This is a genomic window from Sphingopyxis sp., from assembly GCF_034380315.1.
Lineage (GTDB): Bacteria > Pseudomonadota > Alphaproteobacteria > Sphingomonadales > Sphingomonadaceae > Sphingopyxis.
In genome coordinates, this window is sequence record NZ_JAXMPB010000008.1 from 96,291 (window position 1) to 118,606 (window position 22,316).

A 22,316-nucleotide genomic window follows, 5' to 3' on the forward strand; every position below is an offset into this window, starting at 1 on the left:
TCGCGGACGCCCGCGCGCTTTTCCAATTTCAGGAAATCCCTTTGCCCCCGAACGCAATCGACCTGCTCAAGGCTGGCGACTGGCTCGGCAATCCCCGCAGGCTCTAAGCGCCCTTTGCTTCCTGTTCCGCACGAAGCGCGGGCGACGGATCGCCCTTTAGGTCGCCATAGCGCAGCAATTCACCGCATCCCGGACAGACGGCCTCGGTCCCGACATCGGCGCCGCATGCGCGATGGATATAGCGCATGGCTGGTCCATCGCCGGTCTCCCCCGGCGTATAAGCCCATTTCTCGGCCCAATTGCGCATTGCATAAAGGACACCGAACAAGTCCTTGCCCTTCGCCGTCAGCTGATATTCGTAACGCGGGGGCCGTTCCCGATAGGCCTGTTTGATGACGACATGTTCGACAACGAGGAGCTTGAGCCGCGCCGAGACAAGCTGCGGCCCCAGGCCGGTATTGGCGGCGATCGCCTCGAAGCGCCTCCGTCCGAAGAAAAGGTCGCGCAGGATCAGAAGCACTGCGCGGTCGCCGAGCAGCTCAGCCGAGCGCCCGACGGGGCAGAAAGTATCCGAAAGATCCGCACGTTTAGGCATGCTGCATCCCTAGCCGTCTTCGACCGCGAACAAAAATCGCTTGCTACTATGATTATCATAGTCACTATGCACGGCAAGAGGAGAGTCGCATGACCAATCCCGCAGCCATCATCATTGGAGCCGGGGATGCCACCGGGGGCGCGATCGCACGCGCCTTCGCAGCCCAGGGAATGACCGTCTGCGTCAACCGCCGCCCACGAAGCGCCGACCAACTCGAAGTGCTGGCACAATCGATCCGCGACGCGGGGAATCAAGCACGCGCCTTCCCCGGCGACGCGCGCGAAGAGGAAGACATGATTGCTCTCTTCGATCAGGTCGAGGCCGAGGTCGGCCCGGTCGAGGTCGCGGTGTTCAACATCGGCGCGAACGTGAACTTCCCGATCACCGAGACGTCGGTGCGCGTTTACACCAAGGTATGGGAAATGGCCTGCCTGTCGGGCTTCCTGATGGGACGCGAAGCCGCGAAGTGCATGGCACCGCGCGGGCGCGGTACCATCTTGTTCACCGGCGCCACCGCATCGCTGCGCGGCGGATCGGGCTACGCCGCCTTTTCGGGCGCCAAGGGCGCACTGCGCATGCTCGCTCAGTCGATGGCGCGCGAACTGGGCCCGCAAGGCATCCATGTCGCGCACATCATTATCGACGGCGCAATCGACACCGACTTCATCAAGGAGCGCCATCCCGATTTCGATGCGGCAAAACAACAGGATCTGATCCTGAATCCCGATGCGATCGCCGCCAATTATGTGACGCTTCACAATCAACCGCGGAGCGCGTGGACGCACGAGCTCGACCTTCGCCCGTGGGGAGAAAAATGGTGAGCAAAAGCCTCGAGTTCATCTTCGACTTCGGTAGTCCCAACGCCTATCTGGCAATGCAGGTGCTTCCCGCCCTGCTCGAGCGCACCGGCGCGGAGCTGATCATCACGCCCTGTTTGCTGGGCGGGATTTTCAAGGCGACGGGCAACAGAGCGCCGATGGTGCAATATGCCGACGCTCCGGCAAAGCTTGCCTATGAGCATCTGGAGCTGCGCCGCTTCATCGAACGCCACGACCTGACGAAGTTCAGGCTCAATCCGCATTTTCCGGTCAACACACTGCTGATCATGCGCGGCGCGATCGTCGCCGGGGAAGAGGGACGCCTGGGAACCTATGTCGAGGCGGTGAACCGCGCGATGTGGGAGGAGGGGTTGAAGATGGATGACCCGTCGGTCGCCGCCGCCTTTCTGTCCGACAACGGCTTCGACGGCCCCGCCCTGCTCGCGCGGACACAAGAGGCGGACATCAAGGCAAAGCTCGCCGCCAACACCGACGACGCAGTGGCACGCGGCGTGTTCGGCATCCCGACCTTTTTCGTCAGCGACGCGATGTTTTTCGGCAAGGACCGGCTGGGCCAGGTCGAAGCGGCGCTGAGCCGAGCCGACCGCCCTTTAGCCTAGGTCGTCCGTCCACCATTCCTGCCGGGCGCTTGCGCGCGTCCACGCATCCGCTAAAGACAGCCGATGGATCAAATCGTCATTCGCGGCGGCCAGCGACTCAAGGGCCGTATCCCAATTTCCGGCGCTAAAAATGCGGCGCTGACCCTGCTGCCCTGCGCGCTGCTCACCGACGAGCCGCTGACGCTGCGCAACCTGCCACGGCTCGCCGACGTCGATGGCTTTGGCCATCTGCTGAACCAGCTCGGCTGTTCGACGACCATCGAGGGTTCGCGGCCCGAAGATTTCGGGCGGGTGATGACCGCGCGCGCGACGACGCTGACATCTACCGTTGCTCCCTATGACATTGTGCGCAAGATGCGCGCATCGATCCTGGTACTCGGCCCGCTGCTCGCGCGGGCCGGTGAAGCGACGGTGTCGCTGCCCGGCGGCTGCGCGATCGGCAACCGGCCGATCGACCTGCATCTGAAAGCGCTCGAAGCCTTTGGCGCCGAGATCGAGCTTGCCTCGGGCTATGTAAAGGCGAGCGCGCCTGGCGGGCGGCTGGCGGGGGGCAAATTCACCTTTCCGGTCGTGTCGGTCGGCGCGACCGAAAATGCCGTGATGGCGGCGGTGCTGGCAAAGGGCACATGCGTCCTCGAAAATGCGGCGCGCGAACCCGAAATCGTCGATCTGTGCAACTGCCTGGTCGCGATGGGCGCGCATATCGACGGCATCGGCACCGAAACGCTGACGATCGAGGGCGTCGACCGTCTGCACGGCGCGACCTATCGCGTGATGTCGGACCGCATCGAGGCGGGCAGCTATGCCTGCGCGGCCGTGATTACCGAAGGCGATGTCGAACTCGTCGGCGCCAAGGCGTCGGAAATGGAGGCGACACTCGCCGGCCTGCGCGAAGCGGGCGCGACGGTCGAAGAAACCAAGACGGGCATCCGCGTCGCCATGGCGGGCCGTGCGCAGCCGGTGACGCTGTCGACCGCGCCCTATCCCGGTTTCGCCACCGACATGCAGGCGCAGTTCATGGCGATGGCGACGCTGGGCACCGGTGCGTCGCTGTTCACCGAAACCATCTTTGAAAACCGCTATATGCACGTCCCCGAACTCGCGCGCATGGGCTGCGACATTCAGGTCAAGGGGCGCACCGCGATCGTCCGCGGCGTCGATCACCTGGTCGGCGCGCCGGTGATGGCGACCGACCTGCGCGCCTCGATGAGCCTGATCATCGCGGGCCTTGCCGCAAAGGGCGAAACCCAGGTCAACCGCGTCTATCACCTCGATCGCGGCTATGAGCGGCTGGAAGAAAAGCTGCAGGCCGTTGGCGCCGACATCGAACGGGTCAGCGCGGGATAGGGGAATCGCCCCTTCCCCAATGCCGCGTTTCCCGCATTATTGCGCGGTCAGATGTTCCGCCCGTCCATAGGCGCCGCGCGCTTCGCTCTTCATCCAATCGCCAAGCAGTTTCAGATAGCCGTCAGTGATGCGGGTATAGCGGCGCGAACCATCGGGCCCGGCGGTGAATTCGATCATGCCGTGATCGGTGCCGGGAAAGAGATAGAGGTCGACGGGGCGCCCCTCTGCACGCAGGCCGAGCAATGCGGATCGCGTGGTTTCGATGGGCGCTTCCTGATCCTCGCCCGCCAGAACCCATAGCAGCGGGGTGCGCAACCGGCGCAGCGCCGACACCGCATCATAATCCCAGATCAGCTCCAGATTGTCGAACCGCGCCCGGCCTATTCGGCGCAGTTCGTCGTTGGACATACGCAGCATGGCGCCGCTGTGCTCGCCATGGATCCTGGCCACCCACGGCTGGTTTGCAAGCAACGCACGCGCCGAATCGATCTCGTCATAGCCTTCGGAGAAATTGGTGAGCAGCAATCTGGCCGTCGCCTGCGACAGGCGGTTGACCAGCGCCTCCGCCTCCTGCCCCAGGCCCGCGGCGCGCACCTCCGCCACCATCTGTTCGCGATCCTCCTCGATGGGAGAGGCCACAAGGCCAAAGCCCACCGCCACGAAATCGGCCGGAGTCAGCGTCGCGGCGAGCGGCGCGACCCAGCCGCCCTGGCTACCGCCGAAAAAGCCTGTCCGGCCGGTTCGATCGGGAGTCATGGCGCGCGCCTGTTTCAACGCCGCCGCCGCGTCATTCGCCAACAGTTCGAAATTCTGGGTATATTCGCCTTCTGATGCACCAGTTCCACGCTTGTCATAGACGAAGACCGCCAACCCCTGGGCAGCCATCGCATAGCCATAGATGCCCCCGATCGGAGATGAACGTTCGGAACCATGGACCATCACAACGAGCGGACGTCGTGGATCGCTTCCTGGCGGCTCGATCAGCATCCCGCTGAGCCTGCTTCCCGCGCTGTCGAAAGTGGTCGGTGTCTCGCGAAAGGCGATACGCGCCCAGGTTCCAGCGGCTTTGGTCCCCGCCGCGTCCCCGATGCGCACCGTATCGCCCTGACAACGGACCGGCGCGTCGACATCTCCCGTTGCGCCGCGGCGTCCATCGCGAAACAGATAACGAAGCCCGGCGTTCGGATTGCCCCCCGATCGGGCAAGGGCAACGAAATCGCCGTCGGGACCGCGGTACGCCCCTATTTGACATTCGGTCGCGGTGAGCGATGCCTCGGCGACCGGTTGGGCTGAAACGGGGACGGTGACGAGAAACGGAGCGAGCGCTGCCGCCAGTGCGGGCGTGAGGAACCTTCTTGCCATTCCGGTTATTTACATGCGCATATCCGCGCCCGCAAATCGGCTTCGATCAACGGTCGGAATCGACCGGCAAAGACACCATATTGCCGCTGACCGACGGCCGGTCGGGGCGCTTGACCACTGCAATCACCAGACCGACAAGCGCGACCACACCGCCCGCAATCGACAGCGGAGCCCAGCGATAGCCTTCGAACAGGGTCGAAATCCCCATGGCGATGATCGGGATGAGCACGCTCGACCAGGCCGCCTGCCCCGGCCCGACCGCACGGATCACGCCGAAATAGAGCGGAAATGTCACGGCGCTGGCCACGACCCCGAGATAGAGAACGCCACCAAGATAGGGCAAGCTCCATTCGATGACCGGAGGGCCGGTAGTCACCCAGGCGAACAGCGCATCGCCCAGCGCGCCGAACAACATCGCCCAGGCGATCATCACCACCATCGGCTGCGCACGCGCGAACCCGGTACCCTGCATAATATTGGCGGCAGAGGCCATCAGCACGCCCGCGACCGTCAGGGCGGTACCCGTCGCCACGGCCGCAGGGCCCAGCGCCGCCGCGCCATATTCATGCGCAATCATCATGGTAACACCGATAATGGCGATCCCCGCCCCGGCGAGGAAACGCGGCTCAAGCGGCGTTTTCAGGAAAAGGCGCCCGAACAGGGTGTTTGGAACGATCAGCAGCGCGAAAAGAACCGCGACCAGCCCCGACGTGATATGCTGTTCAGCGCGATAGACGAAATTGAAATTCAGCGCGAACTGCGCCAGTCCTAGCAACGCTGCAAAACCGAGCGCGCGGCCATCGAGCAGCAACCTTTCCCCGCGCAGCGCAGCAAAAGCAAACATGGCGATCGCCGCCACCACGAAGCGATAGGCCACCGACCAGCTTGGCGGCACGACCCCCAACTGCCCCTTGATGACGATCCACGTCGATCCCCAGATCAGGGTGACGAGGATGAAAGGGATCAGGACACGCGGGCTGAGCAGCGTCGGCGGCGTAGGCGTCATAACGCCAAGAGGGCCGCCGCGAGCGGAGCGACGGCCTGTGCATCCTGGTCCCAACTGACAACCAGGCGCGCCGCGCCGTCGCCCCAGTCATAAAAATCGAACCCGGCCGAGCGTAGCTGCGCCGCCTCTGCCGCGCTCAGCCGTACGAACAGTTCGTTCGCCTCGACCGGATACATCAACCGTCCCCGGCACGCCGCAGCGAGCGCCGCCGCCCCCGCATTGGCGGCGCGGGCATTGTCGAGCCACAGATCGTCGGCGAGCATCGCGCGGATCTGTGCCGCCACGAAACGCCCCTTGCTGAGCAGGTGGCCGCCGCGCTTCTTGAGTTCGCGCACCCCCGCGCCGCCGCTGCCGCCAAAAAAGACGATCGCCTCGGCCATCATCGCGCCATTCTTTGTGAAACCGAACGACAGGGCATCCACGCCTGCGCGCCAAGTGACATCGGCGGGCGAACAGCCCAGAAAGGCGACCGCATTGGCAAATCGCGCGCCGTCCATATGCAGCTTCAGGCCGCTGCTTCGCGCAACCTCGCTGATCGCTCCAATTTCCTCGGGCCGCCAGGCAAGGCCATATTCGGTCGCATTGGTGATGCTGATCGCTGCAGGCTGGACCTGGTGAACATCCTTGCGGATCCCCGCGATGCGCGCCTTCAGCGCCTCTGCATCGATCTTGGCTCCCTGCCCCGGCAGCGGCATCAGCTTGGCACCGCCCGAATAAAAGGTCGGCGCGCCGCATTCGTCGACCTCGATATGCGCTTCCTCATAACAGAGAATGCCCTGCCAGGGTCGCACGAAATGCGCCAGAATGATGCTGTTCGCAGCGGTCCCAGTCGGGATCCACACCACCTCGCACGCGGTTTCGAAGAGCGCCGAAAAGGCCGTATCGAGCGATTGGCTGAGCGCGTCGCCGTCATAGGCTGTGTCGACGATATTGGCCCTCGCCATCGCCTCCATCACCAGTGGATGAACGGTGGCGGCGTTATCGGAAAAGAAGCGCGTAGCGGTCATACGCCGCCTTTAGCGCAGCCGGTGGCCGCTTGCTAATCCGATCTGCGCCGCAGGCTTCGAAATCAGCGCGGTGCACGGCGATAGAGCCACTGCCGCAGGCTAGGCGACCAGCGCGCCAGATAACGGCCCGGCATCAGCAGCCGCTGGGTAGTGCAATAGGCTGTCACGCGCATACCCACGCGCGGCAGCAACAACCAGCGGGCACGCCATTCGCCGCGCGCCGCCGGAACGGTTTGAAAGGATGGGAAAGCCACGTCATGTCACTCCTGCAAAATAGCAGGACGTTGAATATCAAGCGAAATCGCTAGACATACGGCATTGACGACAGCCGGGCCAGAAACGCGACCAACGGACGGATCGAGGTATCCCCATACCCGTCCGCGATAGAATCAGCGATCGCGCTTCGCGAGCAGCTTCAACCGCAGCGCGTTCAATTTGATGAAGCCGGCCGCGTCCTTCTGGTCATAGGCGCCCGCGTCATCCTCAAAGGTCACATGGCGTTCGCTGTACAGGCTGTGCGGCGACTTGCGGCCGACGACGCTGGCATTGCCCTTGTAGAGCTTCAGCCGAACGGTGCCGCTGACCTTTTCCTGGCTGTGATCGATCGCCGCCTGCAGCATCTCGCGTTCGGGCGCATACCAGAAACCGTTGTAAATGAGCTCGGCATATTTCGGCATGAGCTCGTCCTTGAGGTGCGCGGCGCCGCGATCGAGCGTGATGCTTTCGATGCCGCGATGCGCGCGGGCATAGATTTCGCCACCCGGCGTCTCGTACATGCCGCGCGATTTCATGCCGACGAAGCGGTTCTCGACCAGATCGAGGCGGCCGATACCATGTTTGCGGCCGAGATCGTTGAGCGCCGCGAGCAAGGTCGCGGGCGACATCGCCTGGCCGTTCAGCGCGATGCCGTCGCCGCGCTCGAAATCGATGGTGATATATTCGGGCGCGTCGGGCGCATCCTCCGGATTGACGGTGCGGGAATAGACGTAATCGGGGGTTTCTTCCCACGGATCCTCGAGCACCTTGCCCTCCGACGAGGTGTGGAGCAGGTTGGCGTCGGTGCTGAACGGGCTTTCGCCGCGCTTGTCCTTGGGCACCGGGATCTGGTTCTTCTCGGCGAAATCGATCAGCGCGGTGCGGCTGGTCAGGTCCCATTCGCGCCACGGTGCGATCACCTTGATATCGGGGTTCAGCGCATAGGCCGACAGTTCGAACCGCACCTGGTCGTTGCCCTTGCCGGTCGCGCCATGGGCGACCGCATCGGCGCCGACTTCCTTTGCGATCTCGACCAGCCGCTTCGAGATCAGCGGGCGCGCAATCGAGGTTCCGAGCAGATAATCGCCCTCGTAACGGGCGTTGGCGCGCATCATCGGGAAGACGAAATCGCGGACGAATTCCTCGCGGACATCGTCGATATAGATATGCTCGGGCTTGATCCCCATCAGCTCGGCCTTGGCGCGCGCGGGCTCCAACTCCTCGCCCTGCCCCAGGTCGGCGGTAAAGGTCACGACCTCGCAGCCATAGGTGACTTGCAGCCATTTCAGGATGACGCTGGTGTCGAGACCGCCCGAATAGGCAAGAACAACGCGCTTGATGGACTCGGACATGACTGCACCCTTGGCTGGAAAAGACGCGGGCGCGCCTATCAGCCCTTCCCCCGCGACGCAACGCCCGGCGTGACGAACCGCGCCGCATTCAGGCGGCCGGGGCACGACAGGACAATGGGAAAATAGAAGGGCCCCAAGGAATAGAACTTGGCCGACTCGCATCGCGGGTTTAGGGCCGAGGATATAGCATTACACGACTTAGAGGATTTTTCATGCGCCTGACGCTCGCCTTTGCCGGGACCGCCCTTGCGGCCCTTGCCGCCGCCACGCCCGCCGCCGCCGAGGAAGGAATGTGGACCTTTGACGCCGTGCCGACCGAGGCGATCAAGGCGTCCTATGGCTGGGCGCCCGACCAGCAATGGCTCGACCGCACGCGCGCAGCAGCCGTACGACTGACCGGCGGCTGCTCGGCCTCTTTCGTGTCGGCCGAAGGGTTGATCCTGACCAATCATCACTGCGTCATCGGATGCCTGCAAAATCTGTCGACCGGCGAGAGCGATCTGGTCGCGGGCGGCTTCAACGCCGCCGACCGGGCGCGCGAGATGAAATGTCCCGGCCAGCAGGCCGAGGTCGTCACCGCGATAACGGACGTCACCGGTGACATCGCGAAGGCGATCGGCAGCCTGACCGGCGAAGCGCTGGTCAAGGCACGCGACGCCCGCATCGCCGAAATCGAGGCAGCAGGATGCACCGACCGCGACAAGACCCGTTGCCAGGTCGTGACCTTGTTCGGCGGCGGCCAGTACAAGCTGTATCAGTATCGCAAGTACAGCGACGTCCGCATCGCCTGGGCGCCCGAATTTCAGGCGGCCTTTTTCGGCGGCGACCCCGACAATTTCAACTTCCCGCGCTATGCGATGGATGCGGCCTTTCTGCGCGCCTATGAAAATGGCAAGCCCGCCACGACCCCGGCGCACCTGAAATGGAACCCGCGCGCGCCGCAGGAAGGCGAGATCACCTTCATCGCCGGCAATCCGGGATCGACGAAGCGCCTGCTGACCGAAGCGCAGCGCCGCTTTGAGCGCAGCGAGCGGCTGCCGCTCACCCTGCTCCTGCTGTCCGAATATCGTGGCCGCCTGATCACCAAGATGGAGGAAAGCCCCGAAAAGACGCGCGAAGGCGGCGATGAACTGTTCGGCTATGAAAACAGCTTCAAGGCATTGTCGGGCCAGTTCCGCGCGCTCAACGATGCTGCCTTCACCGCCAAGCTCGCCGCCGAAGAGGCGGAGCTGCGCCAGCGGGTGAAGGGCAATGCCGAAATCGGCGACCCCTGGTCCGAAATCGACGCGGCGGTTGCGGCGCGGCGCGATAGCTATCTCGACAGCGTCTTTCTCGAACGCGGCCCGGCCAGCTTTTCGACGCTGGCGGGCTATGCCCAGACGCTGGTGCGCGCGGCCGCCGAACGCGCCAAACCCAACAGCGAACGCCTGCCCGGCTTTACCGATTCGGCGTTGCCGCTGACCGAAAAGCGGCTGACCGATCCGGTACCGACCTATCCCTGGCTCGAGGAGCTGGCGGTGAGTTTCTGGGCGAGCAAGGCGCGCGAATATCTGGGCACCGACAATGGCGACATCCAGGCGCTGCTCGGCAAGGAAAGCCCCGAAGCGCTGGCAAAGCGGCTGGTCGACGGCAGCAAGCTCGCCGACCCCACCTATCGCAAGCAATTGTGGGAAGGCGGCGCCGCGGCGATCGCGGCATCCGACGATCCGATGATCCGGTTCTTCGCCAAGCTCGATCCGCGGTCGCGCGCGATCAAGACCGCGTTCGACCGCGACTATGACGCCCCCGTCACCGCCGCGCAGGCGCGGCTCGCGAAAGCGCGGTTCGCCGCCTATGGCGACAAGCTCTATCCCGACGCGACCTTCACGCTGCGCCTGTCCTATGGCCGGGTCGAGGGGTGGAAGGAACGCGGCAAGCCGGTGCCCGCGACAACCGTGATGGGCGGCACCTATGACCGCGCGACGGGCCAGCTTCCTTACAAGCTGGCCGACGGTTTCGTGAAGGCGGAGAGCCGGATCGACAAAAATACCGTTTATGACTTTGTGTCTACCAACGACATCATCGGCGGCAATTCGGGATCGCCGGTAATCGCACGCGACGGCAGCGTCATCGGCACCGCGTTCGACGGCAATATCCACTCGCTGGGCGGCGCCTTTGGCTATGACGGCAGCCTCAACCGCACCGTTTCGGTTTCGACCGGCGCGATCCAGCAGGCGCTGGATGTGATCTGGCCTGCCCCGGCGCTGTCGGCCGAACTCAACGGCGGCAAGCGCCGCAAGCGCTGAACCGAGCGGGTTTGCCCGGGCAAGGCGCCCGGGCAAACCCCTTGATCAGCGGAACTCAGACCGAAAAGTTCGTTTCGGCCGCCGCCATATAGTTGCGGGTCAGCGGCAGCGCGTGGCGACTGCGCGTAAACTGAATCTGATAATTGCCCATGCCGCCGCTTTCGAACGCCGCGGTCGCGCCAGCGAGGTAAAAGGTCCACATGCGAAAGAAACGGTCGCCCATCATTGCCACGATCGCATCGCGCTGGGCCACGGTGCGCGCATACCATTGGCGCAGCGTCAGTGCATAATGCAGCCGCAGCGTTTCGACGTCGGTTACGATCAGCCGACTTTTCTCGCTCGCCGCCAGGGTTTCGCTGAGCGCCGGTATATAGCCCCCCGGAAAGATATATTTGCGGGTGAAAGCATCGGTTGCGCCCGGCCGCCCGAACCGCCCGATGGTGTGGAGCAGCATCACACCGTCTGCGGTCATCAGATTGGCGGCGGCCCTGAAAAATGTATCGAAATTGCGCGCGCCGACATGTTCGAACATGCCGACCGACACGATCCGGTCGAACGCCCCCGCATCCCGCACCGCCAGATCGCGATAGTCGATCAGTTCGAAACGCACTCGGTCCGCGACCCCCGCCGCGGCGGCCCGCTCGCGCGCCAGCGACAGCTGTTCTTCCGACAGGGTAATGCCGAGCACCTCGACCTGTTCCAACCGCGCCAGGGTGATCGCCATGCCGCCCCATCCGCAACCGATATCGAGAATGCGCTGCCCCGGCGCGAGGGCGAGTTTTGCGGCGATATGCGCCTTTTTCGCATCTTGCGCCTCGTCGAGCGTCATGCCGGGACGCGGCCAATAGGCGCAGCTATATTGCATGTCCGTATCGAGAAACAGGCGGTAAAGATCGTTTCCGATATCGTAATGATGTGCGACATTTGCGCGCGACCGGCCGCGACGATTGATCGAATTGATCCGCGTCTTGACCCAGTCGGCGGCGTGGCCCACCGGCCCGAGATCCTTTAGCTGGCCGCCGCGATCCCATGGCGCGTTCATCCGCAGCAGCGCGACCAGTTCCATGATGTCCCCCTGGACCAGCTGCATGGTGCCGTCCATGAACGCTTCCGCCGCACCCAGGCGCGGATCCATGATGATCCGGCGCATCGCACGTACGTGAAGGAAGCGGACCGCGACATCGGGGAAACCCTGTACGGGTTCGCCAAATATTTCCCGCGTGCCGTCCGGCGCGATGACCGTCAGTTGTCCGCGACGGATGATGTGCGATAGAAAGGGCCGAAGGATCGACATGCGGGGGAAGCCTCCTTGTGTCGTGATCAGAACCTGTCAGATGCCTGCATACCATTCATAATCGACGCGATCCTCCCAATAACCGCCCTTGCCCGCGCCGATGCTGGCGAGGCTCGCAACCGCCTCTATCCCGGTCAGATATTTGGCATGTTTGTACCCGAGCTGGCGTTCGATGCGCAGCCGGAGAGGCGCGCCATTCGCGATCGGCAGGATTTCGCCGTTGAGCGCCCAGGCGAGGATCGTCTGCGGGTGCAGTGCATCGACCATGTCACAGCTTTCGTAATAATCGGCATCACCGATCCGATCGGCACAGCGAAAGACGATATAGCGCGCGCTGTCACGAACCCCCGCTGCGGAAAGCACGTGCGACAAGGGCGCCCCGGTCCATTCGCCGATCGCGCTCCACCCCTCTACACAGTCGTGGCGGGTGATCTGGGTGCGCTGCGGCAGGCTGCGAATATCGGCCATCGACAGGGACAGCGGCCGCGCGACCAGCCCGGTTACGGCGACCCGCCAGTCGGCAAAGCCCCGCGCCGCATGGGCGGCATAGGCCTGTCCCGGCGGCAGGCGCGTACCGTTCGAGCGAAAGACCGGCGACAGGTCGGCACGGGTGAATTCGCGGGCGAGCGCGTTGCGATCCATCAGCGCGCGCTGGCTGGCGCGGTTCATCTCCTCCCCCATCGACAATATCTTGCGGACCGCGGGCGCGTCGTTGATCGCGTCGCACGCCGACAGCAGCGGCAGCGCCGCGGCGAAGCCTCCCGCCCGCGCGATCAGGCGGCGGCGGGGCAGGACGACGCCTTTCATGCTCCATCCCCCTTCGCGCGCGGCAGGCGGAACCAGCCACTGATCATCGATCGAATTTCGTTCACCGGCCCCGCCAGCAGGACCATGACGATGTGGATGAAAAAGAACAGGACCAGCGCCCAGGCGGCGATGAAATGCAGCGAACGGGCCGACTGGCGCCCGCCAAACAGGTCGACGAGCCACGGAGCAGCCGCGTCCATCCCGGGCGACATGGCAAGGCCAGTCGCGATCATCAGCGGCAGGGCAACGAAGATGACCCCGATATAGCTCAGCTTTTGCAGGATATTGTAACGCGCTGCCGCCTCGCCGCTCGGAAAGCGCAGCCGGGCATGATCCTTCACATCGCGCCAGATATGGCGCGGCGACCATTCGGCGCGCCGGACGTGCAAATCGTTTTTCAGATGCCCGCCGAACAGGCTCCACAGCATGTAGAGGGTCAGGCTGATCGCCAGCACCCACGCGAAGAAGAGATGCCAGCGTCGCCCGTCGGCAAGGCTGTAGCGGGTTGGGATCGTCGCCCACCCCGGAAATGCCCAAGTCTTTTCAACGCCCGCCGCATCGGTCCAGCGACCGAGCACCCCCGTCGTATCGATGCGCGCGGCGCCGATGCGCAGATAACCCGTATCCGGCGTCGATCCGATGGCCAGCCAAGCAGGGTCGACGTTCGCACCATAATGCCCCCAATAGAGGCGCGGATGGGCGTTGAAGATCATCAGCCCACTCATCAGCAGGACAAGCAGGGTCGCGGCGTTGATCCAATGCCAGATGCGTGTCGGCAGGCGGTGGCGATAGACGCGCCTCTCCGCCGCTGACGGAGGAGCGAAGGAAGGGTCAGCCTGGGCCATATCTTCCATTCGCTCCTTCGTTCGTTGCGGTTACGCCGCGACCTCCGCCGCATATTGGCCGCGATATTGATTGCGCAGACTGACCTTGTCGATCTTTTCGCTGCCGAGCTTGGGCAGCGCGTCGCCCGCCATCCAGATTCGGAACGGCACCTTATAGGCCGCGAGCCGTTCCTTCAGAAACGCGATCAGCGCATCGGCATCGACCTGGCTGCCGGGCGCCATCCACACGACCGCGCCGACGACTTCACCGAGCCGCTCGTCGGGAAGGCCGAAAACCGCGCACTCGCTCGCCTCGGGGTGCTCGTAGATCGCAGCCTCCACCTCCTGGCAGCTGATGTTCTCGCCGCCGCGGATAATGATGTCCTTCTTGCGATCGACGATGAACAAATATCCATCCTCGTCGAGATAGCCGAGGTCGCCGGTACGGAAATAGCCATTGTCGAAAAAGGCCGCCCTGGTCGCCGCCTCATTGTTCCAATAGCCTTCGAAATTGGCGACCGAGCGAATGCATACCTCGCCGACACCGCCCTGCGCCAGTGCCTCGCCCGCATCGTCAAGGATCGCGAGATCGACGAGCGGTTTGGACGCCGGGCCTGTCGACAGCGGTTTTTCAAGGTAATTCTCGTTGAGGTTGCCGCAGCCGACGGCGTTGGTTTCGGTCAGGCCATAGCCGAGCAGCGGTTTGCCCCCGTCCATCCCCTCGGCCAGGCGCTTCACATGCTCCGGCGGACGCGGCGCCCCACCCGCCGCATAGCTTTTGCACGTCGACAGATCATATTTCGATCGGTTCGGGTGAACCAGCATTTCATAGCTCATCAGCGGCACGCCGACGAAATAATTGACCTGTTCGTCCTGGATCAGGCGCATCGCCTCTTCCGCGTTCCATTTCGGCATCAGCACCAGTTTGCGCCCCAGGGCAAAACTTTGCAGAAAAACCGGAATTTCAGCGGTAACGTGAAACAGAGGCGTACAAACGAGTGTCGCAGGTTGGATGTCAGACATCAGCCCGTCCTCGGTCAGCAAATGCACGATGCTGATCGTCTGGGTGACATAGTTGAACACCCCCTGGACGACCGCCTCGTGCCGCGAATAGGCGCCCTTCGACTGCCCCGTCGAACCCGAGGTGAAAAGAATGGTCGCCAGATCCTGTCCGGTCAGCTTTGGCAGCACGGTATCCGCGCTGCCCCCCGCCGCGACCGGCGCGATCGCCTCCATGATCGGTTTGGAGATGTCGAGCGTCAGAACGCTGGCGCCGTGGTCGACCTCCGCAAGCCGTTCGGCGCGTTGCGGATCGGCAAGGACCAGCTTCGACTCGCTGTCAGCGATGCCGGCAGCCAGTTCGCCGCCCTGCCACCAACCATTGAGCAGGGTCGCGCAGCCGCCCGCCATCAAAATGCCGAGATAGGCAACGCACCAGGCGTTGGCATTGCGCATCGCAATGGCGACACGGTCGCCCCGCTGAACGCCATGACCGTCGACCAGCCCGGCCGCAACGGCCCGCGCCGCCGCATAAACCTGTTTGAAGCTCAACCGCTCGTCCCCTTCGACCAGAAAGGTCGCATCGCCATGCTGAGCGCAGAAAAAGGCAACATAGTCGGCAAGATTGGTCGGAGCGTTGGTGATGAAGGGCATCTGTCGCCCGAAGCGTTCGACCGTCCCCACCTGGATCGGCCCGCCGGGCCCGGTGATCAGATTATAGGCGGCGTCCAGGCGCATATCGAGCGCAGATGGCATCTTCTATCTCTCCTCTTGGTCTCGTGGCGCGAACCCCTTATGGGGAAGCCTCTCCTGGGGAAGGTCCGAGACGTATATGTTTCTTTTTGCAACTCTAGTCGAAGCAACGCAATATGTGAACTTCCATGATTTGATGGGAGAAAACAGTGAGATCGCGTTCAGCGTCTTCGGCTTGCCGATCCGCTGGTATGCGCTTGCCTATCTCGCAGGCATCTTCCTGGGTTACTGGTATCTGCTGAAACTGATCGCCCAGCCGGGTGCGCCGATGGCGCGGCGCCATGCCGACGACATGATCTTTTACGCGATGCTGGGCATCATCATCGGTGGTCGGCTGGGTTATGTGCTTTTTTACAATCTTGGCGCCTATGCGCAGGATCCGATGGGCATTTTCCGCTTGTGGGACGGCGGTATGTCGCTGCACGGCGGGGTCGTCGGCGTCCTGATCGCCATCTGGTATGTGACGCGGAAAGAAAAACTCAATTTCCTGCGTTTTTGCGACTATATCGCCTGTGTCGTCCCCTTTGGCCTGTTCCTCGGTCGCCTCGCCAATTTCGTCAACGGCGAGCTGTGGGGCCGCGCGACCAACGTTCCCTGGGCGATCATCTTTCCCGACAGCGGCACGATGGACCCGCGCCACCCGAGCCAGCTTTACGAAGCGGGGCTGGAGGGCCTGTTGATGATGGCCATCCTGGCCTTTTTCTTCTGGCGCACCGACGCCCGCTACAAGCCGGGCTTTCTGTTCGGCATGGCAGCGATCATCTATGGGCTCAGCCGCTTTGCGGTTGAGTTCGTGCGCGAACCCGATGTGCAGCTCGGAACCCTATCGTGGGGACTGACCATGGGACAGACGCTGACCTTGCCGATGCTGATCGGCGGCATCTGGCTGGTCGCCACAGCCAAGGGACGCCGCCAGCGCGTCGAACCGATCGCGGGTTCCGACAGCATTGCCTGACGCCCCGCCCCCGGCGGCGCGGCTGATGGCGGAGATTGCAGCGGCGCGGAAGCTGACCGTGGCCGACTATATGGCGGCCGCGAACAGCCATTATTATGCAACGCGCGATCCGCTGGGTGCCGCGGGCGACTTCACCACCGCGCCCGAGATCAGCCAGATGTTCGGCGAGATGGTCGGCATCTGGGCCGCCGATCTGTGGCAACGCGCGGGCATGCCGGCGTTCCGCTATGTCGAACTGGGCCCCGGCCGCGGCACGCTGGCCGTCGATGCGCTGCGCGTAATGGCGCGCTTTGGCTGCACGCCCTTGGGCGTCCATCTGGTCGAAACGAGCCCGGCGCTGCGCGCCGCGCAAACGGCGCGGCTGGCGCAAGCGAACCATCACGACGATGTCGATGATTTGCCCGACGATGCCGCGCTGATCATCATCGCCAATGAGTTTTTCGATGCGCTGCCCGTCCATCAATATGTCGCGACCCCCGAAGGGTGGCGGGAACGCATGGTCGAACGGCAGGAAGGCGCGCTGGTTGCGGTGCCCGGCGCGGTGCCCGCGGACGAGGCGGTACCCGCCGCCCTGCGCGACAGCACCGCAGGCACAATCGTCGAAACCGCGCCGGTATCGGCCGCGATCCTGCAACGCTGTGCCTTTCGCCTGGTGCGGCAGGGCGGCGCGATGCTGGCGATCGATTATGGCTATAGCGGTCCCGCCGCAGGCGACACGCTGCAGGCCGTGAAAGCACATCGCTTTGCCGACCCATTTGTCGATCCGGGCGAGGTCGACCTGACCACCCATGTCGATTTCACTTCGCTCGCCCATGCCGCGCGCGGCGCGGGCGCGTCGGTGTCCGGCCCCGTTCCCCAGGGCACCTGGCTGCGTGCCATGGGAATCGATGCGCGGCTGGCCAGCCTGTCAGCGAGCGCGCCCGATCGCGCGGAGGAGCTAGCCGGGCAGCGCGACCGGCTGGTCGATCCAGCCGCTATGGGGCAATTGTTCAAGGCCATGGCCATTTCCGCGCCCGGTTGGCCTCCCCCTTCGGGTTTTGATGTCACAGGAAGAACCGCATGACCCAGATCAACCTCGCCACCGAGGCTGAGGCCGAGGAAATCTCGCGCTTTGCCGAGGCCAGCTTTGTCCACACCTTTGGGCATATCTATGATCCGGCCGATCTTGCCGCCTTCCTCGCCGAATGGAACCCGCCATCGCGCCTCCGCGCACAGATCGCCGACCCCGACATGGCGATCGCGCTGGTACGCGGCGACGGCGGCGCGTTGCAGGGGTTCATCAAGCTTGGCCCGATCGATTTCGACCTTCCCGAGGGGCAGCCGACCGAGCATGCGACCGAACTCCACCAACTTTATGTCGCGCCCGAAGCCAAGGGCAGCGGAATCGCCGCGGCGCTGATGCAATGGGGCATCGATTGGGCGCGCGAGCGGGCATCGATCCTTTACCTGTCGGTGTTCACCGAAAATCCTCGCGCGCAGGCCTTTTACCGTCGCTTCGGCTTTGTCGATGTCGGGCGCAATCCGTTCCGGGTCGGCAATCATATCGACGAGGACCGCATCTGGAGGCTGGACCTGTGACCCCGCCCTGTACCACAGCGGCCGCGCTCGGCGGGACGCCGCACGGTTTTTTCGGGCGCCGCGGCGGCGTGTCGGAAGGCGCGCTAGCCTCGCTCAACTGCGGGCTTGGTTCGGGTGACGACCCGGCACTGATCGCCGAAAACCGGCGCCGGGTGGCCGAAGCGGTGTTGCCTGAAGCACAGCTCACCGGCCTCTATCAGGTACATGGCGATCGCTGCATCATCATCGACACGCAAAGCGACCTTGCGGCCCGCCCAGAGGCCGACGCAATGGCGACGCGCACGCCAGGAATCCTGCTGGGCATCCTGACCGCCGACTGCGTACCGGTGCTGTTCGCCGATCGCGACGCCGGTGTCGTCGGCGCCGCCCATGCCGGGTGGAAGGGCGCGATTGCGGGAGTAACCGACGCGACGCTCGACGCGATGGAAAAGCTTGGCGCGCGCCGCGACCATATCGCCGCGGCAATCGGTCCCTGCATCGCCCGCGCATCCTATGAAGTCGATGACGCTTTCGTCGCGCGTTTCCTGTCCGACGATCCGGCCAACGAGCATTTTTTTGCCGCCGCCCCGCGACCCAGCCACGCGATGTTCGACATCGCCGCCTATGTCGCGGCACGCATCGCGAGAGCAGGCGTAGCGACGGTTGCCATCGGCGGCGAAGACACCTACGCCGGGACGCAAGAATATTACAGCTATCGGCGTGCGTGCCACCGAAACGAAAATGGCTATGGTCGCCAATTGTCGGTGATCGGGCTGGCGCAGCGCTGACACCGAACAACCTATCGCCGCGGCATCATGGCAACGGCTGGCAATGGAATGGGAATTGGGGGACCGATGACACGCACGCGGCTGTTGGGACTGATCGGCGGCGCGCTGGTCTTTTTCGCAATGCTGATGCTGCCCGCTCCCGAAGGGATGGCGCTGCCGGCATGGCGTATTGCCGCGCTGACGATCTTGATGGCTATCTGGTGGATGACGGAAGCTCTGCCGCTGACCGTCACCGCCCTGCTCCCTTTCCTGGTCGTTCCCTTTGCCGGGGTGATGTCGGCGAAGGAAATCGCCAATCAATATTATGACCCGATCCTGTTCCTGATTCTGGGCGGCGCCTTTCTCGCACTGGCGATCGAAAGGGTCGGATTGCACCGACGTCTGGCGCTGGCGCTATTGAAACTCGCGCCGCCAACGTCGAGCGGACTGCTCTTTGCCTTCATGGCGTCGACCGCCATCCTGTCGATGCTGATCTCCAACACCTCGACGACGCTGATCATGGTGCCGATCGCGCTGGCGGTGCTGCGCGCAGGCGGTGTCGAAGCGGCGGAGACGCGCGGCTTTGCAGGCGCGGTGATGATGGGCATCGCCTTTGCCGCGTCGATCGGAGGGCTAGGCACGCTGGTCGGCAGCCCAACCAATGCCATCGCTGCCGGATTGATCGAGCGCGCACTTGGCCTTCACATCGGATTTGCCACCTGGGCCCTGTATGGCATCCCCGTCGTTGCACTGGCGATCCCGGCCGCCATGGCGGTCCTGACGCGTGTACAGCGGTTGAAGCATCACCCGTTCGACGGGCAGGCCGCATCGACCGCACTCGGCCATCAGGCGATCTGGTCGGCGGCCGAACGCCGCGTGGTGCCTGTCGTCCTGTTGGTCGTCAGCCTGTGGATGCTCCAGCCGCTGCTAGAGCCCATGGTGCCCAAGGGCGCGCTGACCGACGGCACTATAGCGGTGGCGGGCAGCCTGTTGCTTTTCGTTCTGCCCGACGGCACCGGCCGTCCGCTGCTGGTCTGGAAAGAGGCCGACCGTGCCCCCTGGGGGGTCATCATGATGTTCGGTGGCGGCCTCGCGCTCGCGGCAGCAATCACCGCCAGCGGACTCGCCGCCTGGCTCGGCAGCGTACTCGCACCGCTGGGATCGATGCCGACGATCGCACTCGCCGCGATCATCGTCGCGCTGACCATCCTGATCACCGAATTTGCAAGCAATGTCGCGACAGCGAGCGGGATTATGCCGGTGCTCGCCGCGCTGATCGCCGCGACCGGAACCGACCCCGTGCTGCTGGCGCTTCCAGTCGCGATGGCGGCAAGCTGGGGCTTCATGCTGCCGTCGGGAACCGGCCCCAACGCCATTGCCTGGGCGACCGACCATATCGCGCTGCCGCGGATGCTGAAAGCCGGCCTGGCGCTTGACATCATCGGCGTGCCGCTGCTGATCGGGGTGATCTGGGCCATTGCAATGCTGGGGTGACGGGCCTGTCGGGGAACGCTAGTTTCGTTCGAAACCGTCTAGCGCAGGAGTCCCTCTCATGCCCCCAATCGACAATAACGATCTGACCGGCACCCCGCAGCGACGTGCGCCGAAGGCCGATGTGACTGAAATCGGCGGTCGGCCGCTATCCCCTTCAACGCTGATGATGGGATATGGCTATGACCCGATGCTGTCCGAAGGGTCGCTGAAGCCGCCGGTTTTCCTGACCTCCACCTTTGCTTTTGAAAGCGCGGCGGCGGGTAAGCGTCATTTCGAGGGCATTACCGGCAAGCGCCCCGGCGGCGCCGACGGTTTGGTCTATTCGCGTTTCAACGGCCCCAATCAGGAGATTTTGGAAGCGCGGCTCGGCGTCTGGGAACAGGCCGAAGACGCGCTGGTCTTTTCATCCGGCATGTCGGCAATCGCCACCTTGTTACTTGCGCATGTCAGCATGAACGACGTGATCGTCCATTCGGGTCCACTCTATGCGGCGACCGAAACGCTGATCGCGCGCATTCTGTCGCGCTTTGGCGCTAGCTATGTCGACTTCCCCGCCGAAGCCTCGCGCGCCGAAATGGACGCGATCCTTGCACGGGCACAGGCCATGGCGGCAGCCCAAGGCGGCAAGGTCGCGATGGTCTATCTTGAAAGCCCCGCCAACCCGACCAATGCGCTGGTCGATGTAGAAGCGATGCGCGCGGCGGTCGACGCTGCCTTTGCCGCCGACAGTCGGCCACCGATCGCCATCGACAACACATTTCTGGGCCCGCTGTGGTCCGCGCCGCTGCGCCACGGCGCCGACATCGTCCTTTATAGCCTGACCAAATATGCGGGGGGGCATAGCGATCTTGTCGCGGGCGGCGTGCTGGGGTCGAAGCAGTGGCTGGGACCGATCCGCATGATGCGCAACACGATCGGCACGATTTGCGACCCCAATACCGCTTGGATGTTGCTACGCAGCCTGGAAACCGTCGAACTGCGGATGAGCCGCGCGGGCGAAAACGCCGAAAAAGTATGTGCCTTTCTGCGCGATCACCCCAAGGTCGCCGGGCTCGGCTATCTCGGCTTCCTGAAGGACGGACCGCAAAAGGATATTTTCGAGCGGCACTGCACCGGCGCCGGATCGACCTTTTCGCTGTTCATCAAGGGCGGCGAGGAAGAGAGTTTCCGTTTCCTCGACGCGCTCAAGATCGCCAAGCTGGCGGTCAGCCTCGGCGGCACCGAGACGCTCGCAAGCCATCCTGCCGCGATGACGCATCTGTCGGTTCCCGACGAACGCAAAAAGGCGCTGGGGATCACCGACAATCTGGTGCGTATCTCGATCGGTATCGAGAATGCGGACGACCTGATCGCCGATTTCGACCAGGCACTGGCGGCGGTATAACCCTCCGCCCTTCCCAAGAAAGGAAGATTTCAGCGTCTGGCGCGCCAATCCACCACCTGCCAGCCCATTTTGGGCGCGAGCAGGCGGAGCTTGCGCGACGGGGTGGTGGCGATCGCCTCATCGGCGAAATGCAGCATCGGGTGGTCGGAGACATGGTCCGAATAGGCGCGGATATGCGCTTCATCACGGGTGATCGCATTGCCCTCCAGCCAATCGGCGATGCGGGCGAACTTCGCCGCGCCATAGCAATTGTCGCCAGCGAGCCGCGCGTGAATATGATCGGCGCCATCGGGTTCATCGAGGCGGGTCGCCAGCACATCGTCGATCCCCAACCGCCGCGCGATCGCGTCAACATAGAGGTGGAAGGACGCGGTCGCGAGAAGCAGCCGGTATCCCGCCGCGCGGTCGGCGGCAATCTGTTCGAGCGCCGCGGGATGCAGCCCCCGCTCGACGACATGGTCAGCGTAGCTTTCGGCGAGCGGCATGATCTCGGTGCGCTGGAACCGCCCGCCGACGAGCAGGCGAAGATTGATAGCTTTGAGCCGCGACCGGTCGATCAGGCGGAGCATATAGGCAAGCCCGGCAATTCCGACGAGCGGCAACAGCAGGAGCCGCCATTGCTGGCGTCGCCGCGCGACATGTATCAGAAATCCGCTGTAGGTTCCCGACCGGGTGATCGTGCGGTCCATGTCGTACATCGCGACGCGATGCGCATGAATCGGCGAGGCGGGAGGCGAGCCTTTGTCCATTCGGTGGTCCATAAGCGGTGTGCAGGCCGCGGCCAAGTCGCGGGATTCGCTTGCCGTGATAGGCCAAATAATACAAGGTCGTCCGT

General features: G+C 63.9%; 21 protein-coding genes. 10 read left to right on the forward strand and 11 right to left on the reverse strand.

Features of this window, described 5'->3' with window-relative positions:
• Positions 1 to 103 precede the first annotated feature (103 nt).
• Positions 104 to 595 (reverse strand): helix-turn-helix domain-containing protein, encoded by a 492-nt coding sequence (locus tag U0S50_RS14795; protein ID WP_322309505.1) that lies wholly within the window; start codon positions 593 to 595, stop codon positions 104 to 106.
• A gap of 89 nt (positions 596 to 684) precedes the next feature.
• On the opposite strand from U0S50_RS14795, the gene U0S50_RS14800 reads away from it, so the two are divergent.
• From U0S50_RS14800 to murA, 3 genes are all read left to right on the forward strand, one after another.
• Complete coding sequence (locus U0S50_RS14800; protein ID WP_322309506.1) at positions 685 to 1,416, forward strand: SDR family oxidoreductase; 732 nt, start codon at positions 685 to 687, stop codon at positions 1,414 to 1,416.
• A complete protein-coding gene (locus U0S50_RS14805; RefSeq protein ID WP_322309507.1) occupies positions 1,410 to 2,033 on the forward strand; it encodes a 2-hydroxychromene-2-carboxylate isomerase in 624 nt (207 codons plus the stop codon). Before U0S50_RS14800 ends, U0S50_RS14805 begins: the two co-directional genes overlap by 7 nt.
• A gap of 63 nt (positions 2,034 to 2,096) precedes the next feature.
• The gene (murA, locus tag U0S50_RS14810) at positions 2,097 to 3,380 is read left to right on the forward strand and encodes a UDP-N-acetylglucosamine 1-carboxyvinyltransferase (protein WP_322309508.1); all 1,284 of its coding nucleotides are present in this window, start codon (positions 2,097 to 2,099) and stop codon (positions 3,378 to 3,380) included.
• 36 nt (positions 3,381 to 3,416) lie between these two features.
• Here murA and U0S50_RS14815 read toward each other — a convergent pair whose 3' ends face one another.
• The 5 genes from U0S50_RS14815 to U0S50_RS14835 all read right to left on the reverse strand — a co-directional run bounded on the left by U0S50_RS14815 (position 3,417) and on the right by U0S50_RS14835 (position 8,362).
• The gene (locus tag U0S50_RS14815) at positions 3,417 to 4,742 is read right to left on the reverse strand and encodes an alpha/beta hydrolase family protein (RefSeq protein ID WP_322309509.1); all 1,326 of its coding nucleotides are present in this window, start codon (positions 4,740 to 4,742) and stop codon (positions 3,417 to 3,419) included.
• A gap of 46 nt (positions 4,743 to 4,788) precedes the next feature.
• The gene (locus tag U0S50_RS14820; RefSeq protein ID WP_322309510.1) at positions 4,789 to 5,748 is read right to left on the reverse strand and encodes a DMT family transporter; all 960 of its coding nucleotides are present in this window, start codon (positions 5,746 to 5,748) and stop codon (positions 4,789 to 4,791) included.
• Positions 5,745 to 6,755 (reverse strand): threonine aldolase family protein, encoded by a 1,011-nt coding sequence (locus U0S50_RS14825; protein ID WP_322309511.1) that lies wholly within the window; start codon positions 6,753 to 6,755, stop codon positions 5,745 to 5,747. Before U0S50_RS14825 ends, U0S50_RS14820 begins: the two co-directional genes overlap by 4 nt.
• 62 nt (positions 6,756 to 6,817) lie before the next feature.
• Positions 6,818 to 7,009 (reverse strand): hypothetical protein, encoded by a 192-nt coding sequence (locus U0S50_RS14830; RefSeq protein ID WP_322309512.1) that lies wholly within the window; start codon positions 7,007 to 7,009, stop codon positions 6,818 to 6,820.
• A gap of 135 nt (positions 7,010 to 7,144) precedes the next feature.
• Entirely contained in the window at positions 7,145 to 8,362 is a 1,218-nt protein-coding gene (locus U0S50_RS14835; RefSeq protein ID WP_322309513.1) for an argininosuccinate synthase, read from the reverse strand.
• Between the two features lie 212 nt (positions 8,363 to 8,574).
• Here U0S50_RS14835 and U0S50_RS14840 point away from each other — a divergent pair, with 212 nt between their 5' ends.
• Entirely contained in the window at positions 8,575 to 10,647 is a 2,073-nt protein-coding gene (locus tag U0S50_RS14840) for a S46 family peptidase (protein ID WP_322309514.1), read from the forward strand.
• 55 nt (positions 10,648 to 10,702) lie between these two features.
• On the opposite strand, the gene U0S50_RS14845 is transcribed toward U0S50_RS14840, so the two are convergent.
• The 4 genes from U0S50_RS14845 to U0S50_RS14860 are packed head-to-tail and all read right to left on the reverse strand — an operon-like array spanning position 10,703 to position 15,327.
• On the reverse strand, positions 10,703 to 11,941 hold the full coding sequence (locus U0S50_RS14845) for a cyclopropane-fatty-acyl-phospholipid synthase family protein (RefSeq protein ID WP_322309515.1): 1,239 nt from the start codon (positions 11,939 to 11,941) through the stop codon (positions 10,703 to 10,705).
• Positions 11,942 to 11,977: 36 nt separating this feature from the next.
• On the reverse strand, positions 11,978 to 12,748 hold the full coding sequence (locus U0S50_RS14850; RefSeq protein WP_322309516.1) for a molybdopterin-binding protein: 771 nt from the start codon (positions 12,746 to 12,748) through the stop codon (positions 11,978 to 11,980).
• Complete coding sequence (locus tag U0S50_RS14855; protein ID WP_322309517.1) at positions 12,745 to 13,593, reverse strand: cytochrome b/b6 domain-containing protein; 849 nt, start codon at positions 13,591 to 13,593, stop codon at positions 12,745 to 12,747. Before U0S50_RS14855 ends, U0S50_RS14850 begins: the two co-directional genes overlap by 4 nt.
• A gap of 30 nt (positions 13,594 to 13,623) precedes the next feature.
• Entirely contained in the window at positions 13,624 to 15,327 is a 1,704-nt protein-coding gene (locus tag U0S50_RS14860) for a class I adenylate-forming enzyme family protein (RefSeq protein WP_322309518.1), read from the reverse strand.
• A gap of 76 nt (positions 15,328 to 15,403) precedes the next feature.
• Between U0S50_RS14860 and lgt the strand changes: the two genes are divergently transcribed.
• The 6 genes from lgt (at position 15,404) to U0S50_RS14890 (ending at position 21,481) form a co-directional block, all read left to right on the forward strand.
• A complete protein-coding gene (lgt, locus tag U0S50_RS14865) occupies positions 15,404 to 16,279 on the forward strand; it encodes a prolipoprotein diacylglyceryl transferase (protein ID WP_416195000.1) in 876 nt (291 codons plus the stop codon).
• Between the two features lie 25 nt (positions 16,280 to 16,304).
• The gene (locus U0S50_RS14870; protein WP_322309519.1) at positions 16,305 to 17,342 is read left to right on the forward strand and encodes a class I SAM-dependent methyltransferase; all 1,038 of its coding nucleotides are present in this window, start codon (positions 16,305 to 16,307) and stop codon (positions 17,340 to 17,342) included.
• Entirely contained in the window at positions 17,339 to 17,857 is a 519-nt protein-coding gene (locus tag U0S50_RS14875; RefSeq protein ID WP_322309520.1) for a GNAT family N-acetyltransferase, read from the forward strand. The genes U0S50_RS14870 and U0S50_RS14875 overlap by 4 nt, the downstream gene beginning before the upstream one ends.
• Positions 17,854 to 18,624, forward strand: coding sequence for a peptidoglycan editing factor PgeF (gene pgeF / locus U0S50_RS14880; protein ID WP_322309521.1), 771 nt, complete (start codon positions 17,854 to 17,856; stop codon positions 18,622 to 18,624). Before U0S50_RS14875 ends, pgeF begins: the two co-directional genes overlap by 4 nt.
• Before the next feature lie 66 nt (positions 18,625 to 18,690).
• Positions 18,691 to 20,097, forward strand: a complete 1,407-nt coding sequence (locus U0S50_RS14885) for a DASS family sodium-coupled anion symporter (protein ID WP_322309522.1) — start codon at positions 18,691 to 18,693, stop codon at positions 20,095 to 20,097.
• Positions 20,098 to 20,155: 58 nt separating this feature from the next.
• The gene (locus U0S50_RS14890; protein ID WP_322309523.1) at positions 20,156 to 21,481 is read left to right on the forward strand and encodes a cystathionine gamma-synthase family protein; all 1,326 of its coding nucleotides are present in this window, start codon (positions 20,156 to 20,158) and stop codon (positions 21,479 to 21,481) included.
• Between the two features lie 29 nt (positions 21,482 to 21,510).
• On the opposite strand, the gene U0S50_RS14895 is transcribed toward U0S50_RS14890, so the two are convergent.
• A complete protein-coding gene (locus tag U0S50_RS14895; RefSeq protein WP_322309524.1) occupies positions 21,511 to 22,230 on the reverse strand; it encodes an HAD-IB family hydrolase in 720 nt (239 codons plus the stop codon).
• Positions 22,231 to 22,316: the final 86 nt, after the last annotated feature.